The 20,709-nt window shown below is 41.5% G+C and carries 21 protein-coding genes and 1 riboswitch; of the genes, 4 read left to right on the top strand and 17 right to left on the bottom strand.

Annotation, left to right across the window (positions count from 1 at the left end; translation table 4 throughout):
- Position 1: 1 nt before the first annotated feature.
- The 9 genes from tmk to CSE00_RS01370 all read right to left on the bottom strand — a co-directional run bounded on the left by tmk (position 2) and on the right by CSE00_RS01370 (position 8,289).
- A complete protein-coding gene (tmk, locus tag CSE00_RS01330) occupies positions 2 to 643 on the bottom strand; it encodes a dTMP kinase (protein ID WP_127942795.1) in 642 nt (213 codons plus the stop codon).
- A 21-nt stretch (positions 644 to 664) separates the two neighbouring features.
- Positions 665 to 952: a YbaB/EbfC family nucleoid-associated protein gene (locus CSE00_RS01335; RefSeq protein ID WP_127942796.1), complete on the bottom strand. Its 288-nt coding sequence runs from the start codon at positions 950 to 952 to the stop codon at positions 665 to 667.
- A 25-nt stretch (positions 953 to 977) separates the two neighbouring features.
- A complete protein-coding gene (gene dnaX, locus CSE00_RS01340) occupies positions 978 to 2,846 on the bottom strand; it encodes a DNA polymerase III subunit gamma/tau (protein WP_127942797.1) in 1,869 nt (622 codons plus the stop codon).
- A 175-nt stretch (positions 2,847 to 3,021) separates the two neighbouring features.
- Positions 3,022 to 3,741 (bottom strand): hypothetical protein, encoded by a 720-nt coding sequence (locus tag CSE00_RS01345; RefSeq protein WP_127942798.1) that lies wholly within the window; start codon positions 3,739 to 3,741, stop codon positions 3,022 to 3,024.
- 11 nt (positions 3,742 to 3,752) lie between these two features.
- Complete coding sequence (locus CSE00_RS01350; protein WP_127942799.1) at positions 3,753 to 4,265, bottom strand: hypothetical protein; 513 nt, start codon at positions 4,263 to 4,265, stop codon at positions 3,753 to 3,755.
- Between the two features lie 2 nt (positions 4,266 to 4,267).
- Complete coding sequence (locus CSE00_RS01355) at positions 4,268 to 4,783, bottom strand: cob(I)yrinic acid a,c-diamide adenosyltransferase (protein WP_127942800.1); 516 nt, start codon at positions 4,781 to 4,783, stop codon at positions 4,268 to 4,270.
- Between the two features lie 10 nt (positions 4,784 to 4,793).
- A complete protein-coding gene (locus CSE00_RS01360; protein WP_127942801.1) occupies positions 4,794 to 6,185 on the bottom strand; it encodes a hypothetical protein in 1,392 nt (463 codons plus the stop codon).
- A gap of 124 nt (positions 6,186 to 6,309) precedes the next feature.
- A complete protein-coding gene (locus CSE00_RS01365; protein ID WP_127942802.1) occupies positions 6,310 to 7,689 on the bottom strand; it encodes a hypothetical protein in 1,380 nt (459 codons plus the stop codon).
- 15 nt (positions 7,690 to 7,704) lie between these two features.
- Entirely contained in the window at positions 7,705 to 8,289 is a 585-nt protein-coding gene (locus tag CSE00_RS01370; RefSeq protein WP_127942803.1) for a hypothetical protein, read from the bottom strand.
- Positions 8,290 to 8,333: 44 nt separating this feature from the next.
- A riboswitch (adenosylcobalamin-variant (AdoCbl-variant) riboswitch) is annotated at positions 8,334 to 8,453 on the bottom strand.
- 90 nt (positions 8,454 to 8,543) lie between these two features.
- Here CSE00_RS01370 and CSE00_RS01375 point away from each other — a divergent pair.
- Positions 8,544 to 9,032, top strand: coding sequence for a dUTP diphosphatase (locus tag CSE00_RS01375; protein ID WP_127942804.1), 489 nt, complete (start codon positions 8,544 to 8,546; stop codon positions 9,030 to 9,032).
- On the opposite strand, the gene CSE00_RS01380 is transcribed toward CSE00_RS01375, so the two are convergent.
- The 4 genes from CSE00_RS01380 to thyA all read right to left on the bottom strand — a co-directional run bounded on the left by CSE00_RS01380 (position 9,029) and on the right by thyA (position 14,569).
- Positions 9,029 to 11,563: a vitamin B12-dependent ribonucleotide reductase gene (locus tag CSE00_RS01380; protein WP_127942805.1), complete on the bottom strand. Its 2,535-nt coding sequence runs from the start codon at positions 11,561 to 11,563 to the stop codon at positions 9,029 to 9,031. The two genes, CSE00_RS01375 and CSE00_RS01380, sit on opposite strands and share 4 nt — an antisense overlap.
- 122 nt (positions 11,564 to 11,685) lie before the next feature.
- Positions 11,686 to 13,164, bottom strand: coding sequence for a solute carrier family 23 protein (locus CSE00_RS01385; protein ID WP_127942806.1), 1,479 nt, complete (start codon positions 13,162 to 13,164; stop codon positions 11,686 to 11,688).
- A 62-nt stretch (positions 13,165 to 13,226) separates the two neighbouring features.
- Positions 13,227 to 13,700, bottom strand: coding sequence for a dihydrofolate reductase (locus tag CSE00_RS01390; RefSeq protein ID WP_127942807.1), 474 nt, complete (start codon positions 13,698 to 13,700; stop codon positions 13,227 to 13,229).
- Positions 13,700 to 14,569 carry a thymidylate synthase gene (thyA, locus tag CSE00_RS01395; RefSeq protein ID WP_127942808.1) on the bottom strand — a complete coding sequence of 290 codons (870 nt, stop codon included), beginning with the start codon at positions 14,567 to 14,569 and terminating at the stop codon, positions 13,700 to 13,702. Before thyA ends, CSE00_RS01390 begins: the two co-directional genes overlap by 1 nt.
- 41 nt (positions 14,570 to 14,610) lie before the next feature.
- Between thyA and CSE00_RS01400 the strand changes: the two genes are divergently transcribed.
- Both CSE00_RS01400 and CSE00_RS01405 read left to right on the top strand, forming a co-directional pair.
- The gene (locus tag CSE00_RS01400; protein ID WP_127942809.1) at positions 14,611 to 15,120 is read left to right on the top strand and encodes a cytidine/deoxycytidylate deaminase family protein; all 510 of its coding nucleotides are present in this window, start codon (positions 14,611 to 14,613) and stop codon (positions 15,118 to 15,120) included.
- Positions 15,120 to 15,329 carry an MAG6790 family protein gene (locus tag CSE00_RS01405; protein ID WP_127942810.1) on the top strand — a complete coding sequence of 70 codons (210 nt, stop codon included), beginning with the start codon at positions 15,120 to 15,122 and terminating at the stop codon, positions 15,327 to 15,329. Before CSE00_RS01400 ends, CSE00_RS01405 begins: the two co-directional genes overlap by 1 nt.
- A gap of 4 nt (positions 15,330 to 15,333) precedes the next feature.
- On the opposite strand, the gene mnmE is transcribed toward CSE00_RS01405, so the two are convergent.
- From mnmE to rpmH, 4 genes are read right to left on the bottom strand one after another with little or no spacing between them, the layout of a single operon-like run.
- Positions 15,334 to 16,662: a tRNA uridine-5-carboxymethylaminomethyl(34) synthesis GTPase MnmE gene (mnmE, locus tag CSE00_RS01410; protein ID WP_127942811.1), complete on the bottom strand. Its 1,329-nt coding sequence runs from the start codon at positions 16,660 to 16,662 to the stop codon at positions 15,334 to 15,336.
- A 21-nt stretch (positions 16,663 to 16,683) separates the two neighbouring features.
- Positions 16,684 to 18,519 carry a membrane protein insertase YidC gene (gene yidC / locus CSE00_RS01415; protein ID WP_127942812.1) on the bottom strand — a complete coding sequence of 612 codons (1,836 nt, stop codon included), beginning with the start codon at positions 18,517 to 18,519 and terminating at the stop codon, positions 16,684 to 16,686.
- A gap of 1 nt (position 18,520) precedes the next feature.
- Entirely contained in the window at positions 18,521 to 18,841 is a 321-nt protein-coding gene (rnpA, locus tag CSE00_RS01420) for a ribonuclease P protein component (protein ID WP_127942813.1), read from the bottom strand.
- The gene (rpmH, locus tag CSE00_RS01425; protein ID WP_127942814.1) at positions 18,841 to 18,984 is read right to left on the bottom strand and encodes a 50S ribosomal protein L34; all 144 of its coding nucleotides are present in this window, start codon (positions 18,982 to 18,984) and stop codon (positions 18,841 to 18,843) included. The genes rnpA and rpmH overlap by 1 nt, the downstream gene beginning before the upstream one ends.
- A gap of 314 nt (positions 18,985 to 19,298) precedes the next feature.
- On the opposite strand from rpmH, the gene CSE00_RS01430 reads away from it, so the two are divergent.
- A complete protein-coding gene (locus CSE00_RS01430; protein WP_127942815.1) occupies positions 19,299 to 20,642 on the top strand; it encodes a DnaA ATPase domain-containing protein in 1,344 nt (447 codons plus the stop codon).
- Positions 20,643 to 20,709 lie beyond the last annotated feature (67 nt).

The following is a 20,709-nucleotide window of genomic DNA, read 5'->3' on the forward strand; positions in this document are numbered from 1 at the left end:
CCTAGTCTAATTTTAAAACTTTCTTTAAAGCGTCCTTAACTTCTTGCAAAACACTCGCCCGGTCACAGGAAGCATCAATTGTTTTAAACCGCTCGTGAAAATTTTGGATTACCTGGCGGTAGCCCTCGTAAATAAGATTTCGAAACTGGTGATCCTCCGATTCAAAGCGGTCCAACTTTGCGCGACTTTGCGTACGAATTTTAGCTTCCTTAGGTCGTAAATCAAAGAAAAAAGTTAAGTTAGGGATCGTATTTTGGGTAATGAATTTTTGCATTTCCCAAACTTTATCGATTCCTAACCCACCTGCGTAACCTTGGTAGACTAACGAAGAATCTAAGTAGCGGTCGCAAAGTACGACTTTGTTAGATTTAAGGGCGGGTCAAATGTGCCGCTCTAAATTTATTCTCCGGTCTAGCGAATAAAGAAGTAGCTGGCTCATAGCGCTAATCGGCGTCTTTTCGTCAAGCACCAAAGAACGGATTTGACTAGTGATCGGGTTGGATGAGCCCGGCTCACGAGTTATCACGTTAGCAATTTTTAAACTATCCAGTCATTTTTGAATTTCTTTGATAACGGTCGTTTTTCCCGATCCGTCTAATCCTTCAAAAGTAACTAAAAGTCCTTGTTTGTTTTTTTGAACCATAACGGCCCGAACTAAATTGCGCTACAAGGGCAAATTAGTGTTTTTGGGTTGAATCGCCTCCTCGGCTTGGTCAATCAATTCGTTAGCTTCGTTCACAGCTAGCATGAAAAGGTCCTCCACTATCTCTTTGTCGTCCGGATCAATTAGAGCCGGGTCAATGTCAACTTTATCTAGCCGCCGGTTACCCAACATGACAATCGAAAGTCCTTGTTTATTAACTTCAAATTTACGTTTGTGCAGTTCTTTCTCGGCTTTTTCTAGTTCGGCTTGCATTTTACGAGCCTGTTTCATCATCGCGTTAATGTTCATTCCGGTTCCTTTCTAGTCAAAACTGTTATTTTCCAAATAAATCGCCGAAGATGTCGCGACCAATTTCTTCGTGCGGATCAACTTTAACTTCTAATTGTGGTGGTGAAATCGCTTCGCCAGCTCGTAGTTGGCCCTCGGCCTTCATCACACTCCAAGATTTTTTGACTTCCTCAAATTGCTCTCTAGTGATCGCATAAATTCACCGAGCAGAGCCAAAAACCTCTTGGGTTAATTGGTGCACAATCGGGTTTTGTCGGTAAAGATTCAAAGTTTGCACTAACTGATCTTCTTCGCTTGAAACTAAAACAAAGTGTTCGCCCGCACTAATTACTTTGCTTTTCATCAGCAAAGCAGCAGGTTGGCCATACTTTTCTTGACCAGCGTAAGCAGTTAGGAGCGGCCATTTCCCTTTCACAAATTGCAACTGATCTCGCTTAGAAATGATTAGTAAGTTGATTAGTTCCTCGAGCGTGTAACTGTTTGGTTTATCAAGAGTTATTTTTTCGGTTTCGTTAGACTGGTCAAGTCCGAAAAGTTCGGTAATGTCAAGATCATCTTCAACAGTCTTATCTTTTTCGGCGCTGATTAACTTTTTGCCACCAATTTCGTCTTGACTGAGCGGAATCACCAAAGAATCTTCCCAATCAGGTCTGGACTTAACTGGACTAGCAGCGGGCAAGGTTGGCTGAGGGTCATCCGGAGCGGTCTCGCTAAAATTTTCAAAGTTTAAATCGTGGAGCTGAGAATCTGCGGCAACTGTTTGGGTGCTTAATTGGTCGCCAGTCGCTGATGTCTCTTCCTCGGCTGTCAACTTATTTTCTAACTGGACTGGAACTGGTTCAGGCACAGATACGCCCGCCGGTTCTGTTTTCAAAAGAGCAAGCATTTTTAACTCAAAAAGTTGGTTTGGTAACTGGGTAAACTTAATTTGGTTAGCTAACTCGATGAGCGTGTCAACCATCTGGTAAGCAAAACTCAAATCAACCACTAACTGGTTCACGTCTTCCAACGTTAAATACTCAATTAAGTTAAAATCGGATGTTTTCCGATAGACGATCAGATCGCGCAAAATTTCAATCAAGGAAAACGTTAGCCTTTCTAAATCGACTCCGTTTTCAATAAAACCGGTTAAAGCGAGGAGAAAGACTTTGCTCTCGCCGCGGTAAATTGAGTTAATCAGTTCAATTTGTTTACCGATTGATACCAAACCAAAAACTTGCGAAATAGCTTCAAAAGTAATTGAGTTGTTACCAAAGGCAGCCGCCTGATCAGAGATGGAAAGCGCGTCGCGCAAACCGCCGTTAGCTAACTTAGCGATAAATTTAAGCGCCTCGGGTTCGCAGTCAATTTTCTCTTGTTCAAAAACTTGGGAAAGTTGTTTTTCAATTACCGCCGGTTCAATCCGTTTGAAATTAAAACGCTGAGTTCGGGAAAGAATTGTGGCCGGAATTTTGTGGGGTTCGGTCGTGGCCAATATGAAAACAATGTGGCGCGGCGGTTCTTCCAAAGTTTTTAAAAGCGCGTTTCAAGCGCCTTTGCTGAGCATGTGGACTTCATCAATGATGTAAACTTTGTACTTGCCTTGCACGGGAGCAAAGCGAGCGTTTTCAATGATTGAACGCATTTCGGCGACTCCGTTGTTGGAAGCAGCGTCAATTTCAATGATGTCAAGCGTTAAATCTTGGTCAACTTGACGAGCGTTTTGGTTGATTGCTCGGGCAAAAATGTGAGCCACCGAAGTTTTACCTGTCCCCCGGGGACCCGCAAAAAGGTAAGCATGGGAAACTTTGCCTTGGCGCACCACGTTTTCTAAAGTAGTTACAATGTGATTTTGACCAACCACTTGGTTAAATTCTTCGGGTCGATAAGTGCGGTAAAGTGCTTTATAAGACATTTCTTAGTTAATTATACACGGCGGTTTGCTGGGCTAGCAAGCCGATTTGAAATAAGGCAAATTAACTCTTCAACTCTTAAAAAATAGGTCAGCATCCACCCCTGTTTGACGTAATTGGTTTTTTTATAAAAAAAACCAATTACGTCGCATTGGGATGGCCTTTTAGAGTTTGCAGTTAATTCGGGCTTTGTCAAAAAACCAAAATTTGACGTCCAATTAAAGGCAAACTGCTAACCCCTTTGTTGACAAACCAAGGTCTAACCTCGTTATCATCAAACTTACTTAAATCAAAGTCGCGACGGTACTCAAGCGGACTAGAATTGTTGGTGTAATCAGAGCCAAAAGTGGGCGATAAAATGCTTCACCATGAGTTTGATTCTTCGTCATAGTCGGCAAATACGCCGTTAACGCTGTTAACAAATAGTCCGTATTTAGCGTGGGGGTCGCGAAAACCAAACCGAGGTTGGTTGACAATTTTTTGTTCAACTTCAAACTCGTTAATTCAAAGCAGTAAATCGGAGAACATTTTTTGACCGCTCTGGATTTGGTAAATCTGGTCCATTTCTTGCTTTCCATCAAGCGTTTTTGAAACAATTCGAACCTCGTTTTCAACCCCAAAATAGGCAGTTTCTAACTTCTTAATCTTTTGTTTGAGCTCTTTGATTTGTTCCAAAAGATGGGTGTTGTTTTGCTCAAGCTCTTTGATTTTTTCCCGATAGCCTACCCGATCTTGCTGGGCATCGTCTATCTTTTTCTCTAACTGAACTAACCGCTCAACTAAAGCATCACGCTGGGTCTTAGTGTCTTCTTTGGAAAGTGTCTGCTTGGCACCGCAACTAACCGCCAAAGTGGTGATTAGTCCTAAACTTGGCAAAATTACCATTTTTTTTAACATTTTTGCTCCTTCTACCAAAAATCGTTACTGTCAACTCGAAAAACATTTTCAAAAAGAAATTTACTAGTTTCAAACAAAATGGTGGCCGCGATAAAATTGCTAATTGCTCCGAGCAAATTGGGAATAACCGCGGTGGCAAAGCGCGCAACCGCAAAGGAAGGACCAAACAAAAGCAAGTCGTAAGGGTAATATCAAAACATAATTGAAAACCCTCAAAAACCGCACCATAGTGCAAAGAAAAGTTGGTTTTTATTAAGAAGACGTTTAAACACGAAAGAGAAAAGTCCTTCCAAAGGAAATATGAAAAAATAAACTAGCCACCAAGTGCCAAAACCATAAATTATTCCCGTGATCATAACAAACGCAAAAATAATCGTTTGCGAAAGTCTAAACGGCAAAAATACGCTGTACAAAATACACAAAAAGGTAACGACTTCCACGCCGACAATAAATCCCAGCGCGTACTTTGCCGCTACGACTAGCGAAGTCAAAATTGCGCTCACCGTGATTTTGCGAGTGGTCATGTCTAAAACTCAATCCCTTGGCGAGCTTTTAGCCCGCGGTTGAAGTAGTGTTTCTGAGGTTCAAAATGCGTTATTAAGTCGGCTAAATCAAAAACATGTTTCAGTTTAACGTGGCCGGAAATAAGAACTTCGCGCTTTTTAATCCCAAGTTTTTTAAAAAAATTAGCCAGATATTGCTCGGAAACTAATTGGACGCTGGAAGCAACTAAATCTAAAATTTCATCAATAATAATCACGTCAAACTGGTCTTTGGTTTTTTTAATTTGCTCAAGTCCTTCGTAAACAATCTTCCGAGTTTTTTCTTTTTCGTTTTGATCCATTTCAATCACGAACTTGCCCGTGTAGTGAAAGTGAACCGGCGGAACGCCGACTAATTTTAAAATCTCATTTTCGCTGCTCGGTCGACCTTTGAGAAAGCGGTAGTAAGCCACCCGCATTCCAGCGCCTTTGGCACGGATCGCTGAACCGTTAAGCGCCGAAGTTTTACCTTTGCCAAATCCTCAGTAAATGTGCAACATAATTTAGTAGTTAAACTACCAGCATCTCCTTAATCGCAAAAATTCCGCTGAAAACACTTTTTCCTTCGCTGACATTATCGAGTTGGTAGAAAAACGAATCCCCAGAGGCAAACTTAGTTAGTTTAAAGTGTTTGCCATCAGGAATTAGTTGGTAAAGATCAACGACTCATTCGTTAGGTTTGGGACCTGGTGTTGGCGGCTTGATATGGTAACTTGATCCGTCTAGATCGTCCAAGCGAAAACCTTGAAACTTAGGGTTCTTGTCAAATTCTTTGCCCAGCCAAGTAACGTGTTTTCTTTGGCGATAAATGTAGGACTCACCAATTTTGTGAATTCGTTCGTTGCCGTGGAAAGCAGTTTTAACCGCGCGGAAATCGTAAGAACCGGGCAAAGCTTGCAAATACTCTTTGTGCCATTGGCTACCACCAACGATTGCTGAGTAAATTTTCGCATCTTGCGCGCTAATTTGGTGCTCTGAAGTGAGCGCGTTGTCGCGCGTCAAAATGAAACGAGCGTCGATGTATGGTTTATTAGGTGTTTTGTTAAAGGTAACTTTAACCGCGTTTTGATGGGTAATTTCGTAAGAAAAATAGTTCTCGTCGCCGACCAGCGGATACCAATTTTGGTGTGCTCCGGGATTGCCAGGATTTTTGTGATCAAAACGACCTGCCTCGTTGGGGCTCGTTTTAACATTTCAAAAATTAGAAGCGACTGCGATCGCGTCCCGGTTAGTTTCCTTAGCTAAAAACTCGGCAAAATATTTATCCCAATCTTTGTGAAGAATGCGTTTAGACTGCTCACAGTAGTAACGCGGTGTGCGGCCTTGCAATTGAGTGGTTTTATAAAATGGTATGCCGATTGAATAATCGTCTTGGTTACGAAAAATTTTAGCCGCGTTAAAATGACCCCGGTTAACTTTCAAAGAAGCTTCGTTAGTAATTAAATTGGTGTCATCTAAGTAAAAACTTTCTAGAAAGTGGGCGATTGAGTGACCATCATTATCGTCGTCGTTGTAAAGAACGTAAAAAGAATCGCCGTCAGCAAAAAGAGATAGTCCAGATCCAAAGGGCATGTCGGTGTGAAGTGGCACAACTTGAGCATCGACCTGGGTGCCGTGGGTTTTATCACCCCATCAAAAAACGCCTTGGTAATCTTTTTTGACTAAGTATAGTCCGTCGTTAATTACGTTGTAGGGCTGACCATCAACTTCAAAACGGGGTAATTTTTTAACTACTTCCATGTCAAGGCGTTTGTTTTCAGGAGGTATTTTTTCTTTTTCGTTAGGCTTATCGTCTTTGGCCGGCGGTTTTTCTTGGTCAGATGTTTGGGTACTGCAAGCCAAAACAGTTAGAGTCGGGCTAATTAAAGCCAAGGTGAAAAATGGGTAGAGAATTTTTTGCATTGTTTGTTTGTTCCTCGCATTAATAAGTTTGCTTAAACTAGTCAATCTGGTCAGTTTTTTTAACTACTAAACTGCTGGAGATGGCAAAACCAAAACCGCTAGACTAGTGAAAGTCGGTTTAACACTAAGTAACTACTCTTTTAACTATTTCAACAAGATTAAAATTTTGAACAGGCTGGTAAGTCTGGTCAACCTTGAGCATCAGCTGGTATTTTTTGCCATCGGTGCTAACTAATCGGTAGCGCTTTTCTTCGGGCCAAGAAACATGCAAATCGAAAACCACTTGGTAGTGCGAAGAAGGTAGTTCGGAGCGGTGAACTAAGTAATTTTTACCGTCTACTCCGTTAAGTCGAAAAGCGTTAAAGTGCAAATTGTTCGCCAATTTTTGACCCAACCAACTCGCATCCTTGGCATGGAAAGTTAAGTACTCGTCGCCCAGCTTGTGAAGGCGCGAATTACCAACGGGTCTTTCTTTAAGCGCGCGGTACTGATAAACTTGATTTTGATGATTTAAGTAATCGTTGTGGCGGTCTTTTCCGCCCACAATTACCGAGTAAATTTTGACATCCTGAGCACTGATTTCGCGGTTAGCAAAATCTAAAGAACCGTCTTTGGCAAGTCCAAATTGAGCGTCTATGTAAGGTTTGTTAGCAGTTTGGTTGAAAGTAATTTTCACGGCGTTTCGATGGGTGATCTGGTAAGAAAAATAATTTTCCTGGCCGGTAATCGGGAACCACAGTTTGCTAGCACCCGAAGCAGAAGGGTCTTGCGGATCAAAACTACCACTCTTGTTTGGGGTGGTTTTGACGTTTCAAAAGTTAGCTGCTAAATTAACCGCGGCTGAGCTAGTTTCTTTTTGCAAAAAATCTGCAAAACTTGCGTCCCAACTTTGGCCAGTAGGTAGTTTAGACTGCTCGCCGTAATAACGAGGTGTTTGACCAGTTAAATCGGTTTTTTGTACGAACGGGATGCCGGTGTAATGGCCTCAGCGGTGACCGAGTTTAACAGCTTGCGCAGACTCGCGATTGAGCTCAAAAGACTCTTGGTTGGTAATTAAGTTGGTGTCGTGTAAATAAAAACTGTCCAAAAAGTTGGCGATGGAATATCCGTCTTGGTCGTTATCGTTGTAAAGAACGTAAAAAGAGTCGCCTCCACTTAAAAGCGAAACTCCGACGTGGTAGGGCTTGGCAGCTTTTAGCGGCACTACTTTGGCATCGACCTGGGTTCCGTTTGTTTGGTCTCCCGATCAAAAAATACCTTGGTAAGCATCTTTGACTAGGTAAAGTCCGTCGTCCTTAACTGGATAATCTTGGCCGTCCACTTGAAAGGTCGGCAGTTTGGAAATGCGTTCTATGTTAAGTTTAGAGTTTGATTTAATGGCTGGATTTTTGTCTCCAACCCAGTCGTCAAGCGGTCTGTCTAATTGACTTAAGTTGGCCGAGCAAGCCAAGGCCGAAGCGGCAGGCAAAGCTAAACCAAACAAAGTAAAAATGATTTTTTTCATCTCAGTAAAACTCCTTTAATTGCTCATGTCTCATTTAGCAGTTTGAACAAATATAACGATCGTATCAGCTACAAGCGGTATGCCAGAAATGCCGAAGTTGGTAGTCCAGTTTTGACGAGACTGTTCACCAAAAGACTGGTAAGCAAAGTCGCGGGAATAGTCAAGCGGTGTTTCGCTGTTAGTGATTGGCTTGGACGCGGTAGGTGAGAGAATTTTCCACCAACTTTCCGACTCATCATTGTAGTCAGCAAAAACTCCGTTGACACGGTTAACAAATAAACCGTAAAGACTGTGGTGGTCGCGAAAACCAAAACGTTCCTGGTCGGTGATTTTTTGTTCTACTTCAAACTTGTTAATTCACAAGATCAAATCTTCGAGCGTTTTATGATCGCTTTTTGTCACGTAAATCTGGTCCATCTCTTGCTTTCCATCAAACGTTTTTGACATTAAACGAACTTCTTTACCACCGTAATGACTGCCTTTTTCTAAGTTAGCATCTAGTTGTTGGTACTTTTGAAAGTAAACGCTGAAAAGACTGGCAAAAACGATTAAGAGCAAAGAAACGATCGATAAGACTGCGTAAAATTGACTTTTCTTCATAACACAAATCGCAACCCAACTGGAGAGATGGGTTGCTCAAACAAACGAACATGATTAGTTTAAAGCGCCCGCTTTCATCCTTAGTGATCAGTGCTAAACAAAGACCCGACTATAACGGTTGCTAGGACAGTTTGGTATTTTCAACCAATTCCATGTTTTAACACTTGGCGTTAAATTGAGTTGCAACGCCATTATACTACCAAAGACGGAATTGCAAATTAATCCAAATTGCCTATAATTGGGGTTAATTAATCATGCAATTAGACAAAATCATTGATTTACAAAAAAAACTTGACCAAGCAATCGAAACTCAACACCAAGTTAAAAACGCCGATTTAACTAAGCACCGCGTCTTAGCATTAATTGTTGAAATCGCCGAACTTTCCAACGAAATCGCTTCTTTTAAATACTGAAAAAAACAGCGCCATTACCAGCGCGAAAAAATTCTGGAAGAGTATGCTGACGGACTTCATTTCTTTGCTTCGCTTTTGATAAGAGCTAAGTTTAAAAAGTACCGTTTTGAATCAAAATTAGTCAACCGTCACGACATTAACACTCAACTGCTCAGTCTTTTTCAAGCGGTAAGCAGTTTGGAAAACAAAATTAGTCGCAAAAAAATTGGGCGAGCTTTTCGCCTCTACTTAGGTCTGGGAGAACTGCTCAATCTTTCCCAAAGTGAAATTGAACACCACTACATTAAAAAGAACTTAATTAACCACGAGCGCATGCAGCAAAACTACTAGACTTCGCACTTTAACTGAACGCCGCAGTTAGCACAAGAGTTGCATCCGCCAAATTTTTCAATCGTACCTTCTTTGCAAACTGGGCAGAGATTGCCAATTTGAACTCCGATGTCTTTGCCGTACTTTAGCCCGGGAATGTCAGACACCTTTTCTTTGATGTGCTCAACTTGCTCGCGGGTAAATTCGGAAACCGAAATCGTTTGGGTGTCAAGTTGGTTGTCTTCTTTATCAATTGATAGAACTTGCGAATCTCGCGAACCATCCACGTAAACGGTTCCTCCCTTAGCGTTATTGTCGTAAAGTCGCATGTAAATTTTTTCTACTTGTTTAACAGTGTATCCGCGGGGCGCGTTAACTGTTTTTGAAATTGAAGAATCAATTCAGCGCTGAATTGTCACTTGCACGTCAGCGTGCTCTTCCGGGGTAAGATCCATCGCCGAAACAAAGAAAGATGGCAATTCATTGCCGTTAAACCAGTTGCGGTGTTTTTTTCAATCAGCGACAATTTTTTGATCAACCTCAATGAATTTACCAAGTCGACCAGAACGGAAATATTTAAAAGCGAAGTAGGGCTCTAGTCCAGTTGAAACGCCAACCATCGTCCCAGTTGTTCCCGTTGGAGCGATCGTCAAAAGATGAGAGTTTCTAAGTCCGCCGTTTGCCCGAATGGCTTGGTGAACTTGCGGCGGTAAAGTTTGAATAAAGCCGGTTGAGCAAAGTTTTTCAACCTCTCCTTTTAAAAATGGGAAAGGGCCTTTTTCACGAGCTAGTTCAGCCGAAGTTAAGTAAGCTGTGGTGGCAATTTTTTCAAAAACTTTGTCAATCAATTCCAGCGATTCTTTTGAACCATAACGCACACCTTTCCAAATGAGAAAGTCGTGCAGTCCCATCACGCCCATCCCCACTCTTCTTTCTCCCAACGCTTGTTGACGATTTTCGGTTAGGAAATAGGGGGTTTCATCAATGATGTTGTCTTGGAGACGAACGCAAACGCTAACGGTTTTAGCTAGTTTATCCCAAAGAATTTCTCCGCTCTGATGCTCAATCATGTTAGCTAAGTTAATCGCGCTTAAATTGCAAACTGAGTAAGGAGCTAGCGGTTGCTCTCCGCAAGGATTGGTGCAGACGACTTTTTGATCATAAGCTTGGGCGTTTGTCATCTGGTTAGCGCGGTCAATGAAGAAAACGCCTGGCTCGGCCGAGTAAGTTGCGCAAAAGTTAATCAAATCCCACAACTCGCGGGCTTTAATAGTTTTGTAAACTTTAACTGGATAACCCAGTTCTTCTCACCTGCGCACGTCGCCAATTTCATGCCAGTGTTCGTCGTAAAACTTTTTTTGTTCCGGGGTTAATTTTTCAATGTCGGGAAAACGCAACGACCAAAGCGCGTCTTTTTTAACCGCTTCCATGAACGGATCGGAAATACCAACCGAAATGTTAGTGCCAGTCAAAAACTCTGGCTCGACCACTTCGTAAGATCCTCCTTGCTCTAGTCTAGTAGTGGCGCTTTCCTTTAGTTCACGCGGAGCTTGACTGCTAATCACTTGCTCTAAAACTTTGCGCTCAAAATCTGATAAAGGTTTTAACTTTAATTTGTCATTTGCTTCACGAACAATGTCAGCGTCAGGAAAATGGTCAGCGATTCATTTCAAAATTGGCGCTTTTTGCATTTTTGAAATGATGAACTCAACAATGTCGGGGTGTCAGTCGGCCAAAATAATCATTTGGGCTCCCCGACGCGAACCGCCTTGCTGGACTAAGTGGGTTAGCATCGCGATGTCATTCAGTCACGATACTGCCCCCGAAGATTTACCTCCAACAGTCAGGGCAACCGTGTCTTTAGGTCGTAAAGTGGAGCCGTTAGTACCGACACCGCCGCCGCGAGACATGATTTCCATCACGTTTTTACGGTGCTCGGAAATTCCTTCCCGGGAATCGCGCGGCATGGGCATCACAAAGCAGTTAAAGTAAGTAACGTTGGTGCCAGAGCCAGCCCCATACAAAACCCGACCAGCCGGAACAATGTTGTTAGAAGCAATTTGCTGGTAAAACTCATCTTTTCAAGTTTGACTTTCGCTCGCTCCGAGCGCGTTAGCCACCCGACGAGCAATTTGTTCAAAATAAACTTCCAGCGGTTTACTTAGAGTAGATTTATGAACTTGAATCACCCCGTCTTCGGTTGGGTGATAGTTGGGATCAATTTGGTTAATGTACTCGTTTTCAACTTGAATCGTAACTAACTCGTCCTTAATCTCTAACACGTAGGCCGTTCCTAAGGTCGGAAATTTGACGTCATACTTAATTTTGGCCACGACCAAATCACCCTCTGACAAAGTTTTCAGTTTGAGATCTTTTTGAGAATAGCGGTCAAGCATCACTAGCCGACTAATTCCTTCGTAAGTTTTTTGCATTTCTGAACTAACGGGTGTTAGGTGAGGAAAATGCTCTAGGATCGCTTGGTTAAGTTGATCAATGTATTTTCGAGGGTAACTAACTGATGGCGTTTCAAGTGAAGTGGTACTAGCGGACATAGGCGTTGACCTCCTTAGAGTTAGAAAATTTTTTCAAACTGAATAGTGCATTGAACATTATCTACCAACATCTACAACAAATCAAAAATTTTTGTAAAACACACTCCGAACTGGTTTTTGGTCTAATCGGGCGGCGAACCAGTTCTGGATCTGCTCTGAGCGGCAATGGACATTTTATCAAGGTTAATTTTGCGTTCCTTAGGAAGCAGAAAATTAGCGCTTATTCCGGCAAAAATCGCGACTGAAGTGGGCGAAAATACGATCGCCACCTGGTTTAAATTCCAGCCTAAAATTGCCCGACCAAGACCAACAACTAACATAATTGAAACCACAAAAATGTTGCGTGCTTGGTGCAAATCAACTTTCTCATCTAAAAGCACTTTTAAACCGTTGGTGCCGATAAAACCAAAAAGAATTAGCTCTAAACCGCCTAAAACATGGGTTGGAATGAGGTGCAAAACAGTTGAAATCACCGAAACAAACGACATCCCAACCGCCATCACAGCTGCTAGAGCGGTCACGTAAACCGAAGCAACTCGCGAAAGACCAACCACGGTCGTGTTTTCGCCGTAAGATGTGTTAGCGGGGCCGCCCAGCGCGCCACCAACCATAGTTGCTAACCCGTCTCCTAACAAAGTTTTGTGTAGACCGGGCTGGTCGCCCAAATAATCGCGACCGGTAATTTTTCCTAGCACCGTGTGGTCGCCTATGTGCTCGGCAATCGTTGCCAGCGCCATCGGCATCATAATTAGAAGCGGCATCGGAGAATAACTTTGATTTTTACCGATCACTTGACCATTTAAAAGAGCGTTGGAAAAATCAGGTAACCCTACGTAAGTGCTAATGTTAGTTCAATTTACTTGGTAGTATTTGGTGAACTCAGGCGTTTTGTGTCACGTCGAGACGACTAAAGAAACAACTAAACCAATTAGCATTGCGCTTGCAATTGGCACGAGTTTCAGTTTGCCGCGGCAAAGTAAAACGATTAGCATCGCGCTGGCGATCGTAATCAAAGCGACGCCAACACCTCATCAATCTATGTTTCAGTTGCCGTTTTCAAAAATGTTACCTTGCTTTGAATCAAGCAAAAAAATGTGGTTAATTGCAATCGGAGCCAGACTAAGACCAATGACAATAATCATTGGTCCCACTACAACCGGAGGCAGCATTTTTTTAATTCACCCCGTGCCAAAAAGGTAAACCAAAATCGCCACCAAGCAGTAGACAAGCCCTATCCCGAGCAGACCGAGAAACATGCTGTTTCCGTAAAGCGGGTAGAGCGCGCCCATCGTCCCGATGTACGCGACTGACGAGCCAAGGTAAATCGGCACTTTAGCTCTAGTAATTGCAATGTAAACAAGAGTACCAACGCCCGAAGCAAAAAGGGCGACATCAACACCAATCACTTTAGTTTGTCCTGTCGGGTCAGCGGTTAAATTAATTAATAGGGGTGTTAAAACAGTCGCCCCGAACATAGCAAAAACGTGCTGGAAAGATAAAATGATCCAAAACTTTAACGACGGTCGCTCGCGCACATCCAATACCATTTTTCTTGGCGGCGCGCTGGGAATAGTGATTTTTAGCGTTTTGGTTTCGGGCAAGTTTTTTCTTCCTAATTTTTTTCATGGTATCTCAATTTTGGAGTCAAAATTGTTAGATTTTTTTAACCATCAAACTTTTTACGGTAGAGAAAAACCTCAAAACCGTCGCCACGGAAAAACAAATCTTTCCGGTGCTTAGATAAATCAATTTTTAAAAAGACGTCGCCTTGCGCTTTTGTGTCCACTTGGGAAACGTATATTTCCTGGGCGTAAGGGTAAAACTGCTCGTAAACCGATTTACCGCCACTAATGAAAATGTCTTTTTGATCCTGGTCAAACTTTTTAAAAAGTTTGACCACCTGATCGGTCGAGTTTAAAATGTGGTCAGCGTTTTTTAAGGGTCGATCACTCAACACATAGTGGGTTCGGTCAGTTAGCCGGCCGGGTAAATTGGCAAAAGTGTTTTGACCTCAAAGCAAACTTTGCCCCAAAGTCATCCGACGGAAAAAAGCTAGTTCAACCGGGTTTTTTCAAGCCAATTTGTTTCCCTTGCCAATTAGTCAGTTGGGGCCAACGGCTACGATCATTTTGACCATTAAACCGCCACTTTCGCCTTGATGCTCGGATGACTTTGGTAATTAGCCAAAACAATGTCTTCAAACTTAAAGTCAAAAATGGATTTAACGGCTGGGTTAAGAATTAACCGGGGAAGTTTTAATGGTTTACGCGCTAACTGTTCGCGCGATTGGTCAAGATGGTTTAAGTAAAGATGGGTGTCGCCGGTAGTGTGAATAAACTCGCCCGGCTTGAGTCCGCAAACTTGAGCCACCATCATCGTGAAAAGCGCGTAAGAAGCAATGTTAAAAGGCACGCCTAAAAAAAGATCGGCCGAGCGTTGGTAAAGGTGACAAGATAAGTGTCCGTCTAAAACGTAAAATTGGATCAAAAGGTGGCAAGGCGGCAAAATCATCGATTTTAACTCGGGGGGATTCCAAGCGCTTAAAATTAAACGTCTTGAGTCGGGGTTATTTTTGATTTGATCAATCAAATGACTGACTTGATCAACGCCGCCAAAATTACGCCATTGCCGACCGTAAACCGGTCCGAGGTTGCCTCATTTTTGCGCAAAGGCAGAGTCGGTTTTAATTTGGTTAATAAACCACTCTAAGTTGTGTTCGGGCTGATAAAACTGACTTTGCTGATAACGCTGGTAAGGTCACTCGTTTCAAATCCGCACATCGTTATCAACTAAGTATTTAATGTTGGTGTCTCCGCTGATAAACCAAAGAAGCTCGTGAACGATGCTGCGAAAATGCATTTTTTTAGTGGTTAAAAGCGGGAACCCGCTCTTTAAATCGTACCTTTGTTGCGTGCCAAACACGCTTAGAACATCCACGCCAGTCCGACTTTTTTTGCGTTGGCCCGTTTTTAAAACGTGCGAAAGTATCTCTAAATATTTAACCATGGCGAGTTTATTATCGCAAAGATAGCGGCTATAATGCCTAGATGATATTAAACTGAGACCAGTACTTTCTAGCTTTAGCACTTGTTTCCGGTTGGCGTTCGAAAGATCCGAACACCCAAGTCGGAGCGGTTTTAGTCAACGAGCATAACCGGGTAATTGGGCTAGGCTACAACGGGATGCCCAAAGGAATGGATGGGGCTTTCCCTTGGCAAAAAGACGGAGAAAATGCCCACACCAAATACCCCTACGTAGTTCACGCGGAAATGAATGCCATTTTAAACTCAATCAAAGACACGCGTAACACCCGACTTTTTACTTCGCTCTTCCCTTGTTCCAACTGCGCTAAGTTTGTCGCACAGGCTGGTATCAAAGAAATAGTTTACCTGGATGACAAATACGATGGAACCGAAGACAACTTAATCGCTAAGAAAATCTTCCGTCAAACCAAGGTGGCATTTCGAGCCGGACCCCGGCTTAATCTAAAAATTGAGACCGATGAGATATGCGATAATTTAGTTGTCAAAACAAATGAAAGTGAGACAAACGATTAATGTACCAATACCGTGCTCGATTAAAAAGTTCGCAAGAAATTATCGCCGAAAGTCACACGCTGGAAAACATTGAACACCAAATCACCGCTTTCCGACGTGCTCAACTCCAAGGCAAGCACACTAAAATGAATGAACCAGTCGAAGTAATTCACATTTTCCGCAACAAAAAGCAAGGGACTGGCAAAGAAGTGTTAGTCAAAATCGTTTAATTAACTACTTACCTAAGCAAAAAGAAGCAAACATTTTGTCAAGTAACTGATAGTGATCGGCTTGTCCGTTCACATTGGCTAAGTTTTGGTAAGCCTGGTGCAAGTCAACAATTACCACGTCAAAAGTTTGTCCTGCCTCCAAAGCAGTTAGTCCGTCGCTCAGTGCCTGACGAGCTTTAGCAACTAAACTTACCTGGTGGGCACTAGTTAAAATGTGTAAATCTGATAAATCGGTTTTTTGACATTTATCTTTAATTGCTTCCACCAGCGACTCGGTTTGCTTTAGTTGAGCGCTCACCAAGATTTTGTCTTTCTCATGACTTTGCTCAGTTAGTAAATCTGATTTATTAAAAACTTTTAAATAAATCTGATCCGCCAAAACGCGCTCTTCAATTAACTTATCAAAGTCGCTTTCACCAACCTTGGCATCAATCACATGCAAAACTAAGTCAGCTTGGCTTAGCGTTTGGTAACTTTTGCTAACGCCTGTTTTTTCCAACTCGTCGTCAGTCGCGCGAATGCCGGCTGTGTCGCTTAGTTTAATTAGTATGTCGCCCACCACTATTTGGCCCTCCACGACATCGCGGGTCGTGCCTGGTAAGTTTGAAACAATCGCTTTATCTTGGTCGATTAAAGCGTTTAGCAAAGAAGACTTGCCGCTGTTAGGAAGTCCAACGATGGCAACTTGAATCCCTTGGTAGATGCTTTGGGCTTGTCGAGACTCGTTTTCGATGCGAGTTAATTTTTCCAGCAACTGACTAACGATCGGAATTAATTTTTGGTCGCTAATTTGCTGAATATCATCGTGTTCGGGGTAGTCGATGTTAACTTCGCAAACCGCAATTAAGTCGCTGATTTCTTGAAGCATATTTTCAATTAGTTGACTAGTTTGACCAGTTAACTTCTGAGCAGAAATTTGGGCTTGTTTAAGCGTCTTGGCAAAAATCAAATCGTGAATTGCTTGAGCCTGAATTAAGTCAATTTTACCGTTTAAAAAAGCGCGGTGAGAAAACTCGCCGCGGTTAGCTAGGCGAGCGCCTTTTTTAATCGTTAACTCTAAAACTCTCTTGGCGTTGACCACACCGCCGTGAACATAAATTTCGGCCATGTCTTCCCCGGTAAAAGAGCTGGGAGCTTGAAAAAAGGCAACTAAAACTTGGTCAATAACCTCATCGCCATCGCTGATTAAGCCCGGTTTAATGCTTTGGTGAGCGCCGATCTTGCCGCGAAAAATCTGCCTGACGACGCTAAAGGTGTCAGGTCCAGATAAACGGATAATCGCGATCGGTTGGTTAACCGGCGCAGTACTTAAAGCGCTAATCGTGTCAAACATTTGGTAATTATAAACTCAAGGTTAACTAAGCACGACGGTACGGTCTTTTTTGCGTTTAGAGGATTTTTTGCGGTGGTTAACAATTTTGTGAGTTATGTAAACTTCAAATATCCGTCAAAGACCTCCGATGATTCAGTAAATTTGAATGCCGGCGCTGAAAATCACCGCTAAAAACACCATGATGAACATACTAATGTTTTGCATTTTGTTATTTTTCTTCATGGCAGCTTTTTGGTAAACGTTAATGCGCAATTTGTCGCGCCGACGCGTCAGTAAGCGCGGAAACAGTTGGGCAAAAAGTTGCGTACCGGCCGCGAGCATAATTAACGGTAAATATTGAAATTGCCCGGCCAAAAGTTCTCTTCACGAAGTGGCTGAAAAATTAATTCCGAGTCAAACCGTTGATTTAATTTGTTGAACGCCGCCAATAACTCTCCAAATCGCCAAGAAAATCGGCATCATCAAAAATAAGTTGGCAAAAGCGCCGAGAGGGTTAATGTTCATCTTACGGTAAAGCTCAGCTTGTTCTTGCTTTTTACGGCTTTCCATCTGTTTGTTACCTTCGTAAGGTGCATACTTAGCATCAATGATTGCCTTCTTAGCTTGCATATCTTGCATCTTAGTTTGTTGCATGGTTGATTTAAAAGACAAAGCAAAAATGACAATCCGAGAAATCACCACGATAGTGACGATTGCAATTAGTGTCTCCCAACCCGAGAGCAAAGGAATCGCCGAAACAGTCATGGCGAAAATTTTACCGATCGGAAAAACAAATAAGCCGTAAAAAGGGCCGAGCGACCAAGCTTGACCTCAACTAACAACTGGTCGGTAATCAGTTTTTTCGTAGCCAATCAAAGGCATGTAGTTGTGTTTGAGAATTAGTTTGTCTTGCTCGGGATCTAGATTGCCGCCTGATTTGTAACTTTGAAAATCACTGCTAACTCCGACATAACCCAGAATGTTGGCCAAAGCATTTTTTTGCAAAATGTAAAATCGTTCGATTTCGGAAGGCGCTTTTTCGTCGTCAATGTTTTTAACAATGGTGCGGGGGTCTTTGCTAATGAAGTCAAGGTAAAAAGGGTTTTGACCGAAAAAATGGTTTATAAAAGCGATGTTAAATTGATTGCGTGGCAAAAGGGCGTCTTCTGAACTATCGGTCGTAATGGCGTTTCAGTTATCACCCGTCTTTTGGTAAAGTCCAATCCCGACTTGCCGATAATCAGTTTTGGTTTTACCTTGAACCCAAAACTTAATTTTCTCAAGCGAACTAACGTTTGTCTGACCACCTAAGTTATAAACTTCGGCAAGCGAAGAAAGTAGAGCGTAATTATCGCTGTCAGAAAATTTGTGAATTTGACCGCTTGACTTTAATTCTTCAACGTTAGAGTTAACGACAAAAGATTCGTTAAGACCTTGTCAAGCGTCAGACAAGCGTAAGTCTTGCTGCTTGTTTTGCATTTGAATCGTTTGGTGAGCTTTTTCCAAGATTAATTCTCCGTCTTGGTCGCGCTGGTCTTCCCGGAAAAAAATGTTGCTGCTGGCATCGGCCTTAGCAAAATAGACCTCGCTAGTTTGATCGTCAATTTTGATTTCTCTTTTGTTGATGGAAAAGCTAGTTACGTGCGGAGAAATACTTTTTTCACTTGTATAAATTTCAAATCCGCGACTCACGTTATCGTCAACTTTAATGAAGAAAGATTGAACGCAGCCGTACATGGAAAAGAAAAAAAGGCAGAAGTAAATAAAAATTCGCAAAAACTTGCCAAACGTTTTAAATTTCTCGCCGGCTGTTTTTTTGTTTCCGTCGTTACTTTGTTTGAATCAATCGTAATTTTTTGATCTTTGGCCGTAACTCACACTATAACCTTTCAAAAATTTGTTTAACAGCTTGGGCTTTGCTTTGGAAATCTAACGGCATAAATGGTTTTCGAATAATTAAAACCACATCGTAATTTAAATTAAAAACTTCTGGCGTTTGGTCAAGGATTTGTCGCACTTGACGACGGTAGTAATTACGCCGAATCGCGTTAGCGACTTTTTTTGAAATAGATATGCCAACTTTAAGATTGGATTGGTTAGGTCGGTAGTAAAGAACTAAGTACTTACTGACAAACTGTTTTTTACTCGCAATCACATCTTTAAACTGTCAGTTTTTTCGAAGAACAAACTTTTTATCCATTACTCGCTTGAGACAGTTAACTTTTTGCGTTTCTTTGCTCTTCGGGCCGCCAACACTCTTTGGCCGTCGCTAGTTGACATACGCGCTCGAAAACCGTGGGTCTTAGCGCGTTTGCGTTTGTTTGGTTGATAAGTTCGTTCCATGCTTGACTCTGTTCCACGCGGTGAGCGTTAACTTAACGTAGTTATATAAATAATCACTATACCAAAAAGTTGTTGAAATGTCCAATAATAATTATAGAGATTAACTGGGATAGAGTAAATTGAAAACTGTTTTATCACCCAAAATTCTTTCAACAACTTAAAATGTGGAAAAACCCATTTAGTCCCGTTAATCTGAGTTAAATTATGTGGATAAGTTGGTTGAAAAGCCGTTTTTTCCCGGTGGTTAAGTTTAACTTTAAAGTCGGTGAATTTTTATGACTATATGATGATTTTAGATTTAAAATGACTTTTCTATGCAACGACTAGTTTACAAACCTGATCAAATTGATAATAAAACTAATTCAGCTTCGCTGGTTAACTATTTAGAAGGTGTGATTGGCGACGAAATAATTCTTAACTCTTTCATTCGAGACTTAAAAATAGTCACCACTACTCCAACCTACGTTTTAATTGAGGTAAATTCACGCCAAGCGATCGAATTGATTAATTCTGAGTACAAAGAAGTTTTTCAACACGCGATTGAAATTGTTTTCAATAAAGTTTTGGACTACAAATTAAGGTGGAAGGGTCAACAAATTTCTCCAGTTGAAAATGTTTCGCCGGCGGTTTCTAAAAATATCAATCCGCGGTTTAATTTTGCAAACTACGTTGTTTCAAAATTTAACCATGAAGTGGTGAAAATAGCTCAGAAAATAATTACTAACGTAGGTCGTTTTTCGCCCTTTTATGTCAGTTCAAAATCAGGTTTAGGTAAAACCCATTTACTCCACGCAATTGCTAACCAAGCAATTTTGAATGGAAACTCGGTAATTTACATCGAACCAAACAAATTTACCCGGGATGTGACACAAATCGTCCGTAAAAATCAAGATATCGTTAGTTTCACCGAGAATTTTTTAAAGTACGATTTTTTACTTTTTGATGATATTCAAAATTTGGGAGATCGCAACGTAACCTTAGGAATTCTTTTTAACATCATCAACCGACACATTGAGGAACAAAAACAAATCGTAATTTGTTCGGATAAATTACCTAATGAATTAAGTGGTTTTGAAGAGAGATTTATCACCCGTTTTTCCTCGGGAATTTCTTCAATTATCCAAGAACCGGAAATTGACGATTTAATTAAAGTTTTGGAATTTAAAATTAAGCAGGAAAACCTTAATCCTGAGCAATGGGAAAAAGATGCTATTCGGTTTATTGCTCAAAATAACGCTTACTCTATCCGCTCTCTAGAGGGCGCAGTTAAAAGAGTTTTGTTTTTTGCCGAAAGCAATTCTAAAATCAAGTACACCTACACAGTAATTAGTAATATCTTCAAAGATCTAGGTGGTGATTTAATCGAAATGACACCACTCAGAGTACTTAACGTCATTTGTGATTACTACAAAATTAACCGAAAAGATCTGGTTGGTAAATCACGCAAAAAAAACTTTGTCGCAGCTCGTCACATGGCAATTTGATTAATTCGAAAAATTAACAAACTCTCTTTTAACGAGATTGGCAAAATTTTCGGAGGAAGAGATCATTCAACAATTATTTTTTCAGTTAAAAACATCGATCACCTCATGTCTATTAACAAAACCATCAAAATAGCAGCTCGCAACATTGAAAATAGAATTAAAAATAACGTTTAGTTTTCAACAATTTTTCCCCAATTTTTTCCACACTAAAAACGCCCATTTTAAGGGTTTTAACTCTTTT

Origin of the sequence: Mycoplasma sp. ATU-Cv-703, from assembly GCA_004011965.1 — a bacterium.
Lineage (GTDB): Bacteria > Bacillota_I > Bacilli_A > Mycoplasmatales > Metamycoplasmataceae > RYZV01.